This window comes from Pseudomonas sp. Leaf127 (assembly GCF_001423155.1).
Classification (GTDB): Bacteria; Pseudomonadota; Gammaproteobacteria; order Pseudomonadales; family Pseudomonadaceae; genus Aquipseudomonas; species Aquipseudomonas ovata.
The window spans coordinates 156,051-173,220 of the sequence record NZ_LMOA01000026.1 but is presented as its reverse complement, the minus strand read 5'-3'; the positions used below and the strand labels follow the sequence as shown (position 1 = coordinate 173,220).

Below are 17,170 nucleotides of genomic sequence, written 5' to 3'. Positions count from 1 at the left end.
GCGACCGGCCCGCCGAGCGGAGGGATTTACAGAAGATCAATGACCTTAGCGGGAGGGCCGGAGGGTGGGCCGAACCCGTATTCAGCACGCCGCCATACATCTTGCGGGAGCGACCAACGGTCGCGAAAGGGCCGGCACATCCAGCCCCTTCAGCGCCTGAAGGCCTGCATTCGCGACCGTTGGTCGCTCCTACGGAGGGAGCACGCCTCCCGCAGGGCAGCGCTTACTTGAACAGGCTGGCAATGGCGTCGGCGACGCGGTCGACGTTGCTGTCGTTCAGGCCTGCCAGGCACATGCGGCCGCTGCGGATCAGGTACACGCCGTGCGTGTCCTTGAGTTCCTCGACCTGCTCGGCGGTCAGGCCGGTGTAGCTGAACATGCCGTGCTGGCGGGTGATGAAGCTGAAATCGTGCTGCGGCACCTTCTCGGCCAGCACCGTCACCAGGCGCTGGCGCATTTCGATGATGCGCGTGCGCATGGCTTCGACTTCAGCCAGCCACTGTTCGCGCAGCACCGGCGTATTGAGCACCCGGGCCACGATCTGCGCACCGTGCACCGGTGGGCTGGAGTAGTTGCGGCGTACCGTGGCCTTGAGCTGGCCCAACACGCGCTCGGCCAGTTCGGCGTCTTCACACACGATCGACAGGCCGCCGACGCGCTCGCCGTACAGCGAGAAGATTTTCGAGAACGAGTTGCTGACCAGCGTGGTGACGCCAGCCTCGGCCATGGCACGAATCGCGTAGGCGTCCTGCTCCATGCCGTAGCCAAAGCCCTGGTAGGCGATGTCCATGAAGGCGATCAGCTCGTTGCGCTTGACCACCTCGATGACCCGGTCCCATTCCTGGGTGCTCAGGTCGGCACCGGTCGGGTTGTGGCAGCACGGGTGCAGCAGCACGATGCTGCGTGCCGGCAGGCCCTGCAGGGTGGCGAGCATGGCCTCGACGTCCACACCACCGGTGCGCTTGTCGAAGTACGGGTAGGTGTTGACCTTGAAGCCCGCGCCGCTGAACAGCGCGATGTGGTTTTCCCAGGTGGGGTCACTGACCCAGACCTGCGAGTCCGGGAAGGCGTACTTGAGAAAGTCCGCCCCCACTTTCAGTGCGCCGGAACCGCCCACGGTCTGGATGGTTGCCACGCGGCGCGCTTCAAGCAAAGGGTGCCCGGCGCCGAACAGCAGGTTTTGCACCGCCAGGCGATACGGCGCCAGGCCTTCCATCGGCAGGTACACGCAGGCGCCCTGCTCGCCGGCCTCCAGCTCATGCTGGGCCTGCACGGCGGTGTCCAGGCGCGGGATGCGGCCCTGGGCGTCATAGTAAAGACCAATGCTCAGATTGACCTTGTCGGTGCGCGGATCCTTGCCAAAGGTTTCCATCAGCGAAAGGATCGGGTCACCGGCGTACGACTCCACGTGGGCAAGCATGCGGACAAACTCCTGAAGTTGGATGAATCAGGCCGAGTAACGGTCGGCCCTGTGGTTTTGCGCAATGATGAAGTTCAGCAATACCGCACCCAGCACCGAGAACGCCAGCACCGGCGCGCTGATAAAGCTCAGCGAGGCGACCAGCACGCACAGGTCGACCACCATCTGCGACCAGCCGGCCTTGAAGCCGTACCGGTCCTGAATATACAAGGCCAGGATGTTAACACCACCCAGACTGGCCTTGTGGCGGAACAGCATCAGGAATCCCACGCCCAGCAGCGCGTTGCCCACCAGGGCGGCATACAGCGGCTGCAACTGGTCGATATGGATGAAACGGGGATGGAAATCGGAGAAGAACGCCACCAACCCTACCGCGCAAAAGGTCTTGAGCGTGAAGGCCGCGCCCATGCGCCGCAGCGCCAGGTAATAGAACGGCAGGTTGAGCGCAAAGAATGCCGCACCAAACGGCACGGCGTAGCTGTAATGCAGAAACAGCGCGATGCCGGCGGTGCCGCCGGTCATGACGCCGGCCTGGCGCAGCAGCAGGACAGCAAAGGAAATCATCGCCGTGGCAATGACCACTGCAAAGATGTCTTCCTGGGTCGAGTGCCGGGTGGCCAGGCGTTTATCGCAGGTAACGGTCGAAGTCATGGTGCTGCTCGGAGGGGATCGAAAACCGTGGGCGTTTGCGTCTTCGATCCCTGAGTCGCACGACACTCACACAATGAGCGTCGATATTACTCAATAAGATCATTGCTCGCGAATAGATGTTTATATATGCGCGAAATAAACGACAAGATGAATATAGATGCATTATTTACGTACACAAATCCGCCTTATGCCTCAAGACAGTGCAGCAGGTGCCTCTTCAGCGACGATCACAACGCTGTTTTCTTTCAAGCGCTCCAGCACCACCGCCGTCTTGATATGCGCCACGCTGTCGCTGGCAGTGATCAGCTCCATCAAGCGGTTCAGGCTGTCCAGGTTGGCCACTGCCACCTTGAGCGTGTAGTCGGCATCACCGGTGGTCTTGTAGGCGTCGATGATCGAATGCAGGGTCGCCACCAGCGACTGGAAGCGCTCGCGGTGCTCGGTGCGATGGCTGATCAGGCGCACCTCGATCATCGCCAGCACCTCGCGGCCCATGGCCTGGGGCGCGATACGGGCGTGGTAGCCGAGAATCAGGTGATTGTGCTCAAGGCCAATGCGCCGCCGTGAACATTGCGAGGCTGACAGCCCGACCAGGTCACTGAGTTCCTGGTTGGTCAGCCGGCCATTGGCTTGCAACAGCGTCAGGATTTTCAGATCGAAGTCGTCGATTTCATTCATTTTCATTGAGACGTTCGCCCACGCTTGATAGGGATCCAGGCCGCGAAGCCTATCAGCTTAATTGATCTATCCGTGAGCCGGCGCAACGTGCAGAATCACGCCCCTGAAAACGGGCACCTGCCTTGCTATATCCACTTCATCAAAGAGCCCGGACCTTGATTACCGGGCCGATCCGTCTTTTACCTACGGGGACTCCAATGACCCAACTTGCAAAGCCTGAACCGCTCAAGCGCGGCTTGAAGAACAGGCACATCCAGTTGATCGCCCTGGGCGGCGCCATCGGCACCGGTCTGTTTCTGGGCGTCGCGCACACCGTCATGATGGCCGGTCCTTCGGTGATCCTGGGCTATGCGGTGGCCGGCCTGATCGCCTTTTTCATCATGCGCCAACTGGGCGAAATGGCGGTCGAGGAGCCGGTGGCCGGCACCTTCAGCCACTTCGCCAACCGCTACTGGGGCCCACAGGCCGGCTTCATGTCCGGCTGGAACTACTGGGTGCTGTACGTGCTGGTGGGCATGGCCGAACTGACCGCCGTGGGCCTGTACGTGCAGTACTGGTGGCCGGACGTACCGACCTGGGTGTCGGCGGCGGTGTTCTTCGTGATCATCAACCTGATCAACCTGACCAGCGTGAAGATCTTCGGCGAGATGGAGTTCTGGTTCTCGATCATCAAGGTGCTGGCGATCATCAGCATGATCGCCTTCGGTAGCTGGTTGCTGGCCAGCGGCACCGGCGGCCCGCAAGCCTCGGTGGCCAACCTCTGGCAGCATGGCGGCTTCTTCCCGAACGGCATCAAGGGCCTGCTGATGGCCATGGCCTTCATCATGTTCTCGTTCGGCGGCCTGGAGCTGATCGGCATCACCGCCGCCGAGGCCCAGGACCCCGAGCGCAGCATCCCCAAGGCCACCAACCAGGTGATCTACCGCATCCTGATCTTCTACGTGGGCGCCCTGGCCGTGCTGCTGAGCCTGTACCCGTGGCAGAACGTGGTCAGCGGCGGCAGCCCGTTCGTGCTGATCTTCCATGACCTGGACAGCAACATCGTCGCCACCCTGCTCAACGTCGTGGTGCTGACCGCCGCGCTGTCGGTCTACAACAGCTGCGTGTACAGCAACAGCCGCATGATGTTCGGCCTGGCCGCCCAGGGCAACGCGCCCAGGGCCATGCTCAAGGTCAACGCCCGCGGCGTGCCGATCAACGCCCTGCTGGTCTCGGCCACGGCCACCGGCCTGTGCGTGCTGGTCAACTACCTGATGCCAGGTGAAGCCTTCAAGCTGCTGATGGCGCTGGTGGTGGCCTCGCTGGTGATCAACTGGGTGCTGATCACCCTCACCCACCTGAAATTCCGCGCCATCAAGCGCCGGGACGGCCAGGTGACGCGTTTTCCGAGCTGGGGCTACCCGCTGACCAACTACCTCTGCCTGGCCTTTCTGCTGGGGATCCTGGTGATCATGTACCTGACGCCGGGCATCAGCAGCTCGGTGATCGCCATGCCGATCTGGCTGGCGGCACTGACCGTGGCTTACCGGATCAAGATCAATATCGACAGGATTCTCTGATTTTCATGGGGCTGTACCGCGATCCCATAGGGACCGCCATACGAACGCAGGAGCGACCAGCGGTCGCGAAGACTGTCGACAGGCCGGCATCAACGCTTTGTTCATGCCGGCCCTTTCGCGACCGATGGTCGCTCCTACGGTGATGCAGGGGCTGGCTCAGTTGAACAACACCGCCGTCTTCTGCAAGGTCACCCACACACCCCACGCCAGCGGGATACCCACTGCCAGCCAGGCGGCAATCACCAGCGGCGCGCTGCCCGGTGCGGCTTTCCACTCCAGCACGGCAGTGGTACCGGTGCTCTTGTCGTGGCTGATGGCGCGCTCGGCGGCCAGCTCCGCGTCGGTCATGAAGTACTTGTCGGCCACCGGGCGGATCAGCAGGTTGCAGATAAAGCCCAGCACCAGCAGGCCCGCCAGGATGTACAGGGTGATGTCATAGGCATCGGCCCGCGCCACGCCGTGGCTGAGCTGGTATTCGCGCAAATAGTTGACCAGCACCGGGCCCAGCACGCCAGCGGCAGCCCAGGCAGTCAGCAGGCGACCATGGATCGCACCGACCATCTGGGTGCCGAACAGGTCGGCCAGGTAGGCTGGCACGGTGGCAAAACCGCCGCCGTACATCGACAGCACCACGCAGAACGCCGCCACGAACAGGGCAATGCTGCCGATGTGGCTCAGGGTCGGCACCGAAGCGTAGAGCACAAAGCCCAGGGCAAAGAACACAAAGTACGTGGCCTTGCGCCCGATGTAGTCCGAGCACGACGCCCAGAAGAACCGCCCGCCGATGTTGAACAGGCTCAACAGGCCGGTAAAGCCGGCGGCAATGGCCGCGATGGCCTTGAGCTGGTCGGCGTTCAGCTCGCTGAACGTCAGGCCGTTGCCCAGCAGCTTGCCGGCGAACACTTCCTGCAGCAGTGGCGAGGCCATGCCGAGGATGCCGATACCGGCCGACACGTTCAGGCACAGCACCAGCCACACCAGGCGGAACTGCGGGGTTTTCCAGGCCACGCTGACGTGCACATGGCGGTCAGTGATCATCTGGTTGCCGGCTTTCTTGGCCGGCGCGGTCCAGCCTTCCGGCTTCCAGCCGGTCGGCGGCACGCGGTAGCCCAGGGCGCCGCCCATCATGAACACGAAGTAGATCGCCGCCATCACCGCGAAGCTCTGCCATACGCCGACGCTTTCGGCCGTGGCGAAGTGGTTCATCAGTGCGGTGGCCAGTGGCGCACCGACCATCGCACCGCCGCCAAAGCCCATGATCGCCATGCCGGTGGCCATGCCGCGCTTGTCCGGAAACCATTTGATCAGGGTCGACACCGGCGAGATATAACCCAGGCCCAGGCCGATACCGCCGATTACGCCGGAGCCCAGCCACATCAGCCAGATCTGGTGGGTATGGATGCCCAACGCGGAGATCAGCAGGCCACCGCACCAGCACAGCGCCGAGACAACACCGGCCTTGCGCGGGCCGGCATGCTCCAGCCAGCCACCCCAGATGGCCGCCGAGCAGCCCAGGAAGATGAAGAACAGGGTGTAGATCCAGCCCAGCATCGAAATCTGCCAGTCGCAGGTCGAGGCAAACATCTGGGCGAAAAAGCCCATGTCGGGCGAACAGGCGACCGGTGAGGAGATGCCGATGGCCTTGGACAGCGGCAGCCAGAACACCGAAAAGCCATAGGCCATGCCGATGCACAAGTGAATGGCCAGGGCGGCCGGTGGAACCAGCCAACGATTGAAGCCGGGCTTGGCAATGATGCGCTCTTTGGACAAGAACGCAGGTGGAGCGCTGTTGGCGCCCGACGCTGTGCTTGTACTCATTGTAATGACCCCAATGTAAGGAATGCTCGCAGGAGATGACGCCGAAAAACCCTTAGTTCTTCCCTGTGGTGGAAACTTTACTTGTTATTCAAGGGCTTACAACGATGTGGCAAAAAGCCGCACCTGACTCGGCGGTGCGCAAGATTAACACTTGCCGACGCCATTACATTGCCTTGTTACATATTTTTCATAGACAATCAATACACTTCATCTATCGCTTAATAGACAAGATCAATAAACCTTAGTTGGCGAATGGTCATGCGCTTAGTCCACTAACAAGGCAGTAACAGGCCAGAGGTTATCGCTGCGCCCTGGCCGCGCTCGTCGGCGCGTGCACGGCCGCAAGGCCACCACGCCCGCCAGCACGGTGAGATCGGTATACTCACCCGTTACTTTCAACTGATCGACCACAAGGACCCCGCCCATGAAAGCGTTCGGCAAAATTCTGGGGCTGTTCGTCCTCGGGTTGTTGCTGATCATCGTGGCTCTCGGCTTTGCCTTGACCCATCTGTTTGATCCCAACGACTACAAAGACGAAATCCGCCAGTTGGCCCGCGACAAGGCCAATATCGAACTGACCCTCAACGGCGATATCGGCTGGAGTCTGTTTCCCTGGCTGGGCCTGGAACTGCATGACGCCCAGGTCGCGACCCTGGCCGCGCCGGACCAGCCATTCGCCGACCTGACCATGCTCGGCCTGTCGGTGCGCGTCTTGCCGCTGCTGCGCCGTGAAGTGCAGATGAGCGATGTCCGCGTCGAAGGCCTGAACCTGATCCTGCTGCGCGACAAGAGCGGCCACGGCAACTGGGAAGACATCGGCAAGCCGGCCAACGGCACCGCACAAGCCCCCGCCCGGCCCGCTGACGGCACGGCACCTGCGCCGACCGAGCCGGAAAAACCCTCGCGCCCGCTCAAGCTGGACATTGACAGCCTGACGGTGAACAACGCCCGGGTGCAGTACAGCGACGAGACCACCGGCAAGACCTACACCGCCGAGAGCATCCAGCTGAGCACCGGCCCGGTGCGCGAAGGCGCCGACATCGCCCTCAAGCTCACCGCCTTTCTCAACACTAACCAGCCAGTGGTGCGCGCCCGCACCGAACTGGTCGGCAACCTGCGCCTGGACCGGGTACTCAAGCGCTACCAGTTCGAAGACATGCGCCTGTCCGGCGAACTGGCCGGCGAACCGCTGCAAGGCAAGAGCGTCACCTTCGTGGCCCAGGGCCAACTGCTGGCCGACCTGACCGCCAACATCGCCGAATGGAACAGCCTGAAGGTGTCGGTCAACCAGCTGCGTGCCCTGGGTGAACTGCGCGCCCGTGACCTGGACAAGACCGCGCAGATCAGCGGCGGCCTTTCGATCGCCCAGTTCGACCTGCGCACCTTCCTCGACGGTATCGGCCAGCCGCTGCCGGCCATGGGCGAAGGCGCCCTGGGCAAGATCGAGATGGCCACCCGCCTGAGCGGCACGCCCAACAGCCTGGTGCTCGATGAGCTCAACCTCAAGCTCGACGACAGCACCTTCACCGGGCGCATCGCCGTCGACGACTTCGCCCGCCAGGCCCTGCGCCTGCAACTGAAGGCCGACACCTTCAACGCCGATCGTTATCGCCCGGCCGAAAGCGAAACCACCAAAGGCACCAAGGCCGCGCGCCAGGCCGAAGTGCAAGGCAGCGAAGCCGCCGCCGTGGCCGGGGCCGGCACCACGCCACTGCCCGAGCAGCCGAGCAAAGCCGCCTGGAGCAGCGACAAACTGCTGCCGCTGGAGCGCCTGCGCAAGCTGGACGTGCAAGCCGACCTGAGCTTCGGCAAGCTGACCATCAACCAGTTGCCGATCAACAACGCCCTGCTCAAGACCCAGGCCGCCAATGGCGTGATCCGCCTCGACAGCCTGAGCGGCGACCTCTACAACGGCCACTTCGAAACCCAGGGCAACCTCGACGCCCGCCAGGACACCCCGGCACTGAGCGTGCAGACCCGCGTGATCAAGGTGCCGGTCGAGCGCGTGCTGGAAAGCCAGGGCCAGACCCCGCCGGTGCGTGGCCAATTGACCCTGACCGCCGACCTGGCCGGCCAGGGCAACAGCCAGAAAGCCCTGATCGACAGCCTCGACGGTACGGCCACCTTCTCTCTGGCCAACGGCGTGCTGGTCAACGCCAACCTGGAACAGCAACTGTGCCAGGGCATTGCCTTTCTCAACCGCAAGCCGCTAACCGGCGAGCCGCGCGGCAAGGACACCCCCTTCCAGCAACTGACCGGCAGCCTGGCGATCCGCAACGGCGTGGCCAGCAACCCGGACCTCAAGGCGCGCATTCCCGGCCTGACGGTCAACGGTCGCGGCGATGTCGACCTGCGCGTGCTGGGCATGGACTACCGCGTGGGCATCGTCATCGAAGGCGACAAGGGCGAGATGCCGGACCCGGCCTGCCAGGTCAACGAACGCTACGTGGGCCTGGAGTGGCCGATGCGCTGCCGTGGCCCGCTGGAACTGGGCGCCAAGGCCTGTCGCGTCGAAAAAGAAGGCCTGACGCAGATCGCCGCCAAGCTGCTGGGCGACGAAGCCCGCGACAAGCTCGGTGAAAAGATCGACGAAAAACTGGGCGACAAGGTCAGCCCGGAACTCAAAGACGCACTCAAAGGGCTGTTCAATCGATGAATGCCGTACACGCACTGCCGCCTGAGCAGTTTTCCCAGGCGGTGCTGGATTGGTTCGACGTGCATGGCCGTCACGACCTGCCCTGGCAGCAAGACATCAACCCATACCGGGTCTGGGTCTCGGAAATCATGCTGCAGCAGACCCAGGTCAGCACAGTGCTCAACTATTTCGACCGCTTCATGACCGCCCTGCCCGACGTGCAGGCGCTGGCCGAAGCCCCCGAAGACGAAGTGCTGCACTTGTGGACGGGCCTGGGCTACTACACCCGCGCCCGCAACCTGCAAAAGACCGCGAAGATCGTCATGGCCGAGCACGGCGGGGAATTTCCGCGCAGTGTCGAGCAACTGACCGAACTGCCCGGCATCGGCCTGTCCACCGCCGGCGCCATCGCCAGCATCAGCATGGGCATCCGGGCGCCGATCCTGGACGGCAACGTCAAGCGCGTGCTGGCCCGCTACGTGGCCCAGGAAGGCTACCCCGGCGAGCCGGCCGTGGCGCGCCAGCTGTGGGCTGTGGCCGAGCACTTCACCCCCCATGCACGGGCCAACCACTACACCCAGGCGATGATGGACCTGGGCGCCACCCTGTGCACCCGCAGCAAGCCCAGCTGCCTGCTGTGCCCGCTGGAGCGCAGCTGTGAAGCGCACTTGCTGGGCCTGGAGACGCGCTACCCGATCCCCAAGCCGCGCAAGACCATTCCGCAGAAACGCACGCTGATGCCACTGCTGGCCAACGCCCAGGGCGAGATTCTGCTGTACCGCCGCCCGTCCACCGGATTGTGGGGCGGCCTGTGGAGCCTGCCGGAGCTGGACGCCTTCGACGACCTGCAACACCTGGCCGACCAGCACGCGCTGGCGCTGGGCAGCCACCAGGCGCTGCCGGGCGTGCTGCACACCTTCAGCCACTTCCAGCTCAGCATCGAGCCCTGGCTGGTCCGGGTGCAGCCCCAGGCCGCCTGCGTGGCCGAGGCCGACTGGCTTTGGTATAACCTCGCCACCCCACCGCGCCTGGGCCTTGCCGCCCCGGTGAAGAAGCTGCTCAAACACGCAGCCGACGTATTGAACGCAGGAGAGTTGTCATGACCCGTACCGTTATGTGCCGCAAGTACAAAGAAGAACTCCCCGCCCTGGAGCGCCCGCCCTACCCCGGCGCCAAGGGCGAAGACATCTACCACCACGTTTCGCAGAAAGCCTGGGCCGACTGGCAGAAGCACCAGACCCTGCTGATCAACGAACGCCGCCTGAACATGATGAACGCCGAGGACCGCAAATTCCTCCAGGCCGAGATGGACAAGTACTTCTCCGGCGAGGAATACGCCCAGGCCGAAGGCTACGTCGCCCCCGAGAAATAAAGGGTTTTCGGGGTGCCGGACGTAAGCTGCGGTAAAGATTCAGATTTTTTTCAAAAAAAAGTTTGACGACCTGCCGAAAAAGACGTTTAATGCGCCCCGTTGCCCAGATAGCTCAGTCGGTAGAGCAGGGGATTGAAAATCCCCGTGTCGGCGGTTCGATTCCGTCTCTGGGCACCATCATTAAGATTCAGATGGTGCATGCAGCATCTGAACAAACAGAAAACCCGCCCAGTGCGGGTTTTTTGTTGCCTGGAATTTTTATCCAGCCGCTCCGGACCGCTGGAGCGCGCTTGCCGGGATGCCGGACCACCGCTCGCCGCTATGGCTTGCCTGTCGCTGCACATTCAGTGAGACCCGGCGGCGCGACCCGACCACTCCCCAGGCACACGTGTCCGCCTATGGTTATGCCTTATGGATCTTATGCAGACTTCAGGCGCTTCCTCTAAGCTGCCTGTTCTGGCCGTATAGACTCAGGCCGAACTTATAAGCCACCTCATAAACAATAAGCAGGAAATATGGCAAGGAATCTGGTCGAGGAAGCGGCTTTGCTGCCAGACGCATGGCGATCGCGCATTCTTGGCACGACCGGAGGCGCCAATCTTAAAGTTATCCGAATGGATGCGAATGGCATTCCCTATGAAACCCACAATGAATTTGATGAGGCGCTTCTACTCATCGACGGGCAAATGAGCCTTGAAGTCGAAGGAGAAGTGATAGTCATGCGCGCAGGGGATTTTCATGTCGTCCCCGCCGGAAAACAGCACAGAGTGCTCAAGGGAAGCTACGGGACGCTGTTTCTGGTCGACGCACAATGACAGCGTCATCCAGCCGCTCCTACGGCGGTCCGATGCGTGCTGTACGAAAGCGCTGTATCAGCGCGCTTCCGGTTGCACACATGTCCTCTCGCAGCTATCGTTCGACTGTCGCTGTAAATCCAGTGACCGGGTTTGACGGCCCGAACTACCTGAGGCGCACAAGCGCTACCATATCGATTGTTGGCGTTTTTTTATGCCCGCATGTTTATGGCGGCCGTGCGTGGGAGACCTTTTGGTCTGCCGGAGTCCTTGGGTACCGGTCCGTCAACCTGCGCACAGCTGCCACCCTCATTCGTTTGACGGCGAACCGTGGCAGCTCCACTACCCAAGGAGCAATCTCAATGCTGTTCTTTCTCAAGCAAATCGCATCCATAAGCCGCACCCTGAACCCACGCCTGGCCCATACCGCCCCGGCGTAGCCAGATCACCCCCTGACACAACGGGATCGCCTCACCCTCCTGGTGACCGCGATGATGTGCTGCATTCCAGGCCGCAGGGCCAGCGGAAAACCTCATGAACAATAAAAACGGCGCTTCAGCGCCAACGGGATCGGCTTGCCCGAAAAAAGCCACCGAGCTGTTCTTCGTCCATCACCCCAAGGTAACCGGGCCATTGCTCGGCCCCTTCCTGACGGCCGCCGAGGCCGAGCTTGCAAGCGCCTTGATCGCCAGCGCCGACGCCACGGTGCAGGCCCGCGCACTCGCCTCGGCCGACGACTTCGTGCATGGCCATACGATCAACAACGGCCAGATCGGTCGAGCGCTGATCGGCATTGCCCGCCAATGGAGGCGCGTATGAATTCTTCCAACGCGCACCCGGGTTTCGACACGCTGCCCAGCCTCTCACCGCGTCCGGCGCAGGCCACGGACTACACCGGCAGGCAACGCGGCAAGATGACGGCCATTGCCTGGTATCGCGCCAGCCGCTCGGGCAAAGGCACGCTGTGGCTGTGCCGTTGCGAGTGTGGCCGCTATGAATACCGGCGGCCGGGCACCTGGGCCGCCAGGCCGCACCCGGAGGACAGGTGTGAGGCGTGTTTGCGGGCCAAGGGGCCCAACGCCCGGCAGACCGCGCCCAGGCGCTTTCAGCAATGGCTGGAGGGCTTGCGTGAGTTGGGACTGACCGAGGAGGAAATTACCCGGTTGCAGGTGCAGGGCTCGAAGGTAGAGACCCGAGGGCGGACGGCACAGGAGATACGTGAACAGATGCAGTGCTCTGCTGGCGAGGGCTGACTGACAGACACGGCATAGGCGTCGCCCCTACCGGCCTCACCATCGGATCGCCGCCCGCAGCCGAGCAGCCTCCCACAGGTTTGGTGTCGCCCTGGATTTCGGGCCTGGCACGATACTGTGGGAGCCCGCTTGCCGGCGACCGGCTGCGCAGCAGTCGTAGATTTGCAGCGTTTCGCAGATGTCTGTGAGCGCTTCGCGCTCAATCGCCGGCAAGCCGCCTCCCACAGGTTTTTTAAACTCAATAAAATCAGTAACTTAATCTTTGCCTGAGAGAGGCAGCCTTGCGGCAGCAGCGGACTTACAGACGCTGCGTGCCGGCCTGGCCTTTTTAAAACAAGGCAAAGGTAAAAGCCGCATTGAATATCAGTGCCGCCGCAAACCCCAGCGGTGCGGCGCGCAAGAGCAACTGCGGGAACAACGAGGCACGGCTCTGATCGGTCGGGCAGCAGCCCAGTATCAGGCTGCCACCCGATGAAAATGGCGAGATGGACGTCGACTGCGCGCCGACCACGATGGCCACGAACAGCACCATGGGGTCCAGCCCGATGGCGGCGGCAATCGGCGGCACCATCGGGAACAGTGCCGGCGTGACCACGCCCAGGGTGCTGGAGAACAGCGACATGCACGCCGCCACGATGCCAAAGACAATCGGCACCATGACCGGCGAGATGCTGCTGCCCATCCACGAGGCCAGCAGATTAATGGTCCCGGCCTTGATGGCCACCGAGATGAGCATGCCTACGCCACAGATCATGATCAACGTCGCCCAGGGCACCGAGGCCATGACCTTGCGTTCGTCACCCAGCTTGAGCAGCAGCGCAATGACGGAAAACACGCTGGCGATCAGGCCGATGTCCATTTTGGAATTGAGAAAGCGTACCGTCGTGTTATCCGGGAAAGCGATCTGGGCGATAGGTGCCGCCAGGACAATGACCATCATCGTCAGCGTCAGCCACAGCGTGATTTTCTGTTCGCGGTTCAGCGGTGTCGCCTCGGTGGCTACGTAGGCAGACGCCTTCAGCGCCTTGCCCTGCCCGGTCAGAAACACCAGCACGGAAATCACCAGCAGTGGAATCACCAGGGTACTGAGGAAGATGGCGGTCGCATTGATGAAGGCGTCGTTCTCGGGGATGCCGGCGTTGACCATCAGGCCTCGAAAGATAATGCCGCTCTGGCTGGAGACGAAGTTGGCGCCGCTCAAGGCGCCATAGTTCACCGCCATGCTGCCGGTGATCAGGCTCATGCCTGTGCGCTGGCACAGCAACAGGGTGATCGGCGCCATGAAGGCCAGCACTGTGTAGTAGCCAGCGCCCATTGCCGCAATCAGCGTGGCGGTAAAGAACACCGCGAAGGGAAGCAACTGGGGCATGCTTCGGCAGCGGTAGATCAAATGCTCGGCCAGCTTTTCCAGGGTGCCATTGACCGTGGCGAAGCTATAGAAAAGGCACACCGCAAAGATGATGAAGAAGATCTTCAGCGGCCACATGCCGATGATTTCGGAAGGGCTCAGCCCCATTCCGAAACAGCCGATCAGGTAAGCGAAGGCGATGGCGAAAAGACCGATGTTGATCCTGGTCTTGTAGCCAAGGGCGACGGCAACCACGATTGCCGCCACGACGAGCAGGCTCATCATAAGGAATGTCCTATTGTTGTTATGGGTCGTTTAGCGCGAAACGTCGAAGCCGAACAGCTTCGCCGGGTTAGTCAGCAGTATCCGGGTGCGTTCGTTCGGGTCCGGTAGCAGCGCTTCGATGAAAGCGACCTGACGCTCGTAGTCGGTCTGGTCTTCGAACTGGGTGTTGGGCCAGTCGCTGCCCCAGAGCAATCGCGCGATGCCGCCGCTCGACTCGCGCACCTGCGCCAGAACCTGCCGGGCCTGCTCAAGGTTCGACTGGCTGCGGTAAGGCGCCGAGAGCTTGAGCCAGACGCGCTCGTCGGCCAGTAACCCGAGAAAGGCCTTGTGGTTGGGCTTTTCAGGCTCGATGCCCGCCGTGGGCAGGCCAAAATGATCGATCACCACCTCGACGCCACACGCGAGGATGTCCGGCACGATCAGTGCCACGTCGTCGATGCCGCGCTGAATCTCGACCTGCCAGCCGCGCCGGGCCAGGCGCTCGAACAGGCCGGTCCAGGCAGGGCCCGTGTAGTCGGCCAGGGCCTTGCCGATCAGGTTGAGCCGAATGCCCACCACGCCGGCCTCGGCCAACTCGTCCAGTTGCGCCTCGCTGACGTCGGCCTCGACCACGGCCACGGCTCGCAGCCGCTGTGGATAACGCCTTAGCGCCGCAAGCAGGTAGTGGTTATCGGTGCCGAGGAAACTCGGCTGGATCAGCACGCCGTACGCCAGGCCATGGCGATCAAGGTGCTTGAGGTAGTCCTCGACCAACGCATCGTAGTGAGGGCTATAGCGGCGGCCAGGCACCATCGGCAAATCCTGGCGGAAGATGTGCGCGTGCGTGTCCACGCCTTGCAGGCAGGGCGACAGGGAAAGCGTCATAAGCAGAAACCGTGATTTGTTGTGGTCGTGACGAGGCTTGCCAACAGCGAGCAGGCCGGGAAACGAACTAAATTGTAGGGTTGCGCAGATTCATATAGATGAATGTATGACCATATCTTTAGTGCTCGATATCTGTCAATCAATGCCGCAGTGATAAAGTGCATCGGCATCGGATAAGGACTGATCAAGAAATGAACACATCAACCTTGGGATACGACGAGCGGCTGCCGCTGTATCAGCGCCTCAGAGAAGAAATGCTGGCCAAGATCGCGGCCCGCGAATGGACCCCTGACGCCCCTATTCCCACGGAGGCGGAGCTGACCCGGCATTACGGCGTGGCCATCGGCACGGTGCGCAAGGCCGTGGATACGCTGGTCAATGAAGGGCTGCTGCTGCGCAGCCAGGGCCGTGGCACCTTTGTGCGCCGTCCGAACTTCGAGACTTCGCTGGCGCGTTTCTTTCGCCAGGTGAATGCCGGCGGCGGACGTGAAATCCCCACCAGCCGTATCCTCAGCAAAGCCTTGCAGGCCCCGTCGAAGGCGGTGGCCGATGCGTTGGCGCTGAGCGAGGGTGAGCAGGTCGTGTACATGGAACGCCTGCGCATGGTCGAAGGCCGCGTGTTGTTTCACGAGCAAATCTGGCTCTGCGCCAGCCGCTTCGGGGCCTTGATGGAAATCGACTCGGCGAGCTTCGGTGAATTGCTCTATCCACTCTATGAAAAGCAGTGCGGACAATGCATCGCCTCAGCCAAAGAAACCCTTACCGTCGGCGCGGCCGACAAGGCCATGGCCGAGACCCTGTCGATCGAGGTCGGTGCACCGGTGGTCACCATCGAGCGCACGGCGTTGGGCTATGACCGATCCCCCCTGGAATACCGCCTGTCCCGCGCCGCGGCCGGCGGGTTCCGTTACCAGATCGAGATTTCCTGAGGTTCAAAAGGGTCATGTCAGGCTGCAACCAGACCTGTAGGAGCCCGCTTGCCGGCGACCGAGTGCGCTAGCGCTCGAAAAATTTCGGAAACGCTGAAAATTTACGACTGCTGACGCAGCCGGTCGCCGGCAAGACAGATGGCCGCCCCCGCGCGCCTACAGGCTTGATGCCGTACCGGGTTTCACTCGAACACAGGCCGCATGAAGCTGCGCTCGTAGCTCACAATGAACTTCAGCTCGTTGGCCTCGTCCATCAGCCGCATGCATTCAGGGTCTTGCGCCGCGTCCTGCCGATAGCGTTCGTAATCGGCCAGGCTGGCAAAGCTGAACGAGCAATAGGAAATGTTGTTGGCGCCTTCCGAGGGCATGAGGTAGCCGTGGTGCTGGCCGCCAAAGCGCCTCACCAGGCCGATCCATTGACGCGCGTAGCGTTCGAAGGCCGGCAGTTGGTAGGGGTCGATGACGTATTTGAGGTGGCAGGTAATCACGGGGTCCGTCCTTTGGGTTGGGGCACAGTAAAAATGTGCCGCCTTGTATACGCCAGCCGGCTGTTGCGAGACAAGGGCCGGCCTGAAGCGCTGCAAAGTCAGTGAACCCTGTGGCACGGTTCAGTAACATGCCCACCCTCTCCATCGTTCAAGGAAACAGGGCGTGAAGAACGAAGCACCTGGCGGGCAATCCGCCGCCTGCATAGACGCCTATTCCTGGCGGCGTCGTCTTGCGATGCTCTTGCTGGCGATCGCTTCAGGCTTGGCGACTCAAGCAGTGCTGATGAGGATCGTTGGGGCCAGTGGCTGGACCGGGCTACAGCTCTTGATGATCGGCAGTGTCCAGGCCACCGTGCTGCTGGCCGTAGCCGTATTCGAGCGTCGCCATAGCGGTGGCGTGCGTGCCGTCATGGGCCATGACGTGGCCGCAACGTTCAAGCGGTGTTTTCCCTGGCTGGTGGTCAGTGTCTTGGTTTGCACCGGCCTGGACCTTGCGCTTGGGTATGGGCCCGAACCGTTGGTGGCGACGCCTGGCTTGAAGGCTTCGATGGCGCAGAGGGTGCTGGTGCTTACCCTGTTGCTCACCGTTCTCCCTCTGACCGAGGAGTTGCTGTACCGGCACTTTCTGATCCGCCTGTTCCCCGTTGAGCAACGCGTCTGGCGGTATGTGGCGATCCTGGCGACCAGCGTCCTTTACCTTTTCGCGTACCAGCATCAGCCGCATTGGACAGGCTTACTGCTGTTCAGCCTGATCGCGGTCATCCTGGCGCACGCCCGGATACGCAGCGCAGGCCTGCTGGCGCCCTTGCTGCTGCACAGTTCGGTGCTCGCCCTGGGCATGGTGCGGGGGCTGCTGTTGGCAAGGCAGGCGCCGCGAAGTCTGGTCATTCCAGATGAGTGGCGAGTAACGCAGTCTCGCGGCAAAACAGGCCCGGCCCTTCGGGTTGCGTGCCCAACACCGCCTGGCGAGATTGGGCCCGGCAACGCGGCTCGTGCTGAAACGGCAACAGACCCTAGGAACCTGAAAAGAGAGTGATCCTTTTCTACGTCTTGCGAAACATTGAATGCGCTGAACA

Annotated in this window: 16 protein-coding genes and 1 tRNA gene; 10 read left to right on the top strand and 7 right to left on the bottom strand. The window is 62.1% G+C overall.

Annotated features, from left to right (window positions below):
* Positions 1-223: 223 nt before the first annotated feature.
* The 3 genes from ASF84_RS27985 to ASF84_RS27975 all read right to left on the bottom strand — a co-directional run bounded on the left by ASF84_RS27985 (position 224) and on the right by ASF84_RS27975 (position 2,755).
* Positions 224-1,420: an amino acid aminotransferase gene (locus ASF84_RS27985; RefSeq protein ID WP_056842154.1), complete on the bottom strand. Its 1,197-nt coding sequence runs from the start codon at positions 1,418-1,420 to the stop codon at positions 224-226.
* Positions 1,421-1,447: 27 nt separating this feature from the next.
* Complete coding sequence (locus ASF84_RS27980; RefSeq protein WP_056842153.1) at positions 1,448-2,071, bottom strand: YitT family protein; 624 nt, start codon at positions 2,069-2,071, stop codon at positions 1,448-1,450.
* 192 nt (positions 2,072-2,263) lie between these two features.
* Positions 2,264-2,755, bottom strand: a complete 492-nt coding sequence (locus ASF84_RS27975; protein WP_236709490.1) for an Lrp/AsnC family transcriptional regulator — start codon at positions 2,753-2,755, stop codon at positions 2,264-2,266.
* A gap of 191 nt (positions 2,756-2,946) precedes the next feature.
* Between ASF84_RS27975 and ASF84_RS27970 the strand changes: the two genes are divergently transcribed.
* Positions 2,947-4,308, top strand: a complete 1,362-nt coding sequence (locus ASF84_RS27970) for an amino acid permease (RefSeq protein WP_056842151.1) — start codon at positions 2,947-2,949, stop codon at positions 4,306-4,308.
* Between the two features lie 156 nt (positions 4,309-4,464).
* Here ASF84_RS27970 and ASF84_RS27965 read toward each other — a convergent pair whose 3' ends face one another.
* Entirely contained in the window at positions 4,465-6,126 is a 1,662-nt protein-coding gene (locus ASF84_RS27965; RefSeq protein ID WP_056842150.1) for an OFA family MFS transporter, read from the bottom strand.
* Between the two features lie 424 nt (positions 6,127-6,550).
* On the opposite strand from ASF84_RS27965, the gene ASF84_RS27960 reads away from it, so the two are divergent.
* The 7 genes from ASF84_RS27960 (at position 6,551) to ASF84_RS27930 (ending at position 12,180) form a co-directional block, all read left to right on the top strand.
* Positions 6,551-8,782: an AsmA family protein gene (locus tag ASF84_RS27960; protein WP_056842149.1), complete on the top strand. Its 2,232-nt coding sequence runs from the start codon at positions 6,551-6,553 to the stop codon at positions 8,780-8,782.
* A 14-nt stretch (positions 8,783-8,796) separates the two neighbouring features.
* Complete coding sequence (gene mutY / locus ASF84_RS27955; RefSeq protein ID WP_056842203.1) at positions 8,797-9,864, top strand: A/G-specific adenine glycosylase; 1,068 nt, start codon at positions 8,797-8,799, stop codon at positions 9,862-9,864.
* On the top strand, positions 9,861-10,133 hold the full coding sequence (locus ASF84_RS27950) for an oxidative damage protection protein (RefSeq protein ID WP_056842148.1): 273 nt from the start codon (positions 9,861-9,863) through the stop codon (positions 10,131-10,133). The genes mutY and ASF84_RS27950 overlap by 4 nt, the downstream gene beginning before the upstream one ends.
* 101 nt (positions 10,134-10,234) lie before the next feature.
* A tRNA-Phe gene (locus tag ASF84_RS27945) sits at positions 10,235-10,310 on the top strand.
* A gap of 338 nt (positions 10,311-10,648) precedes the next feature.
* Positions 10,649-10,948 (top strand): cupin domain-containing protein, encoded by a 300-nt coding sequence (locus ASF84_RS27940; RefSeq protein ID WP_056842147.1) that lies wholly within the window; start codon positions 10,649-10,651, stop codon positions 10,946-10,948.
* 513 nt (positions 10,949-11,461) lie between these two features.
* Positions 11,462-11,746 carry a hypothetical protein gene (locus ASF84_RS27935; protein WP_056842146.1) on the top strand — a complete coding sequence of 95 codons (285 nt, stop codon included), beginning with the start codon at positions 11,462-11,464 and terminating at the stop codon, positions 11,744-11,746.
* Positions 11,743-12,180: a hypothetical protein gene (locus ASF84_RS27930; RefSeq protein WP_056842145.1), complete on the top strand. Its 438-nt coding sequence runs from the start codon at positions 11,743-11,745 to the stop codon at positions 12,178-12,180. The genes ASF84_RS27935 and ASF84_RS27930 overlap by 4 nt, the downstream gene beginning before the upstream one ends.
* A 328-nt stretch (positions 12,181-12,508) precedes the next feature.
* On the opposite strand, the gene ASF84_RS27925 is transcribed toward ASF84_RS27930, so the two are convergent.
* Together ASF84_RS27925 and ASF84_RS27920 are read right to left on the bottom strand one after the other, a co-directional pair.
* On the bottom strand, positions 12,509-13,813 hold the full coding sequence (locus ASF84_RS27925) for an SLC13 family permease (RefSeq protein ID WP_056842144.1): 1,305 nt from the start codon (positions 13,811-13,813) through the stop codon (positions 12,509-12,511).
* Between the two features lie 30 nt (positions 13,814-13,843).
* Positions 13,844-14,677, bottom strand: coding sequence for an amidohydrolase family protein (locus tag ASF84_RS27920; RefSeq protein WP_056842143.1), 834 nt, complete (start codon positions 14,675-14,677; stop codon positions 13,844-13,846).
* A gap of 191 nt (positions 14,678-14,868) precedes the next feature.
* Here ASF84_RS27920 and ASF84_RS27915 point away from each other — a divergent pair, with 191 nt between their 5' ends.
* Positions 14,869-15,606: a GntR family transcriptional regulator gene (locus tag ASF84_RS27915; protein WP_056842142.1), complete on the top strand. Its 738-nt coding sequence runs from the start codon at positions 14,869-14,871 to the stop codon at positions 15,604-15,606.
* 182 nt (positions 15,607-15,788) lie between these two features.
* Here ASF84_RS27915 and ASF84_RS27910 read toward each other — a convergent pair whose 3' ends face one another.
* A complete protein-coding gene (locus tag ASF84_RS27910; protein ID WP_056842141.1) occupies positions 15,789-16,094 on the bottom strand; it encodes an NIPSNAP family protein in 306 nt (101 codons plus the stop codon).
* Positions 16,095-16,257: 163 nt separating this feature from the next.
* Between ASF84_RS27910 and ASF84_RS27905 the strand changes: the two genes are divergently transcribed.
* Positions 16,258-17,130, top strand: a complete 873-nt coding sequence (locus ASF84_RS27905) for a CPBP family intramembrane glutamic endopeptidase (protein ID WP_056842140.1) — start codon at positions 16,258-16,260, stop codon at positions 17,128-17,130.
* The last annotated feature ends 40 nt before the right edge of the window (positions 17,131-17,170 follow it).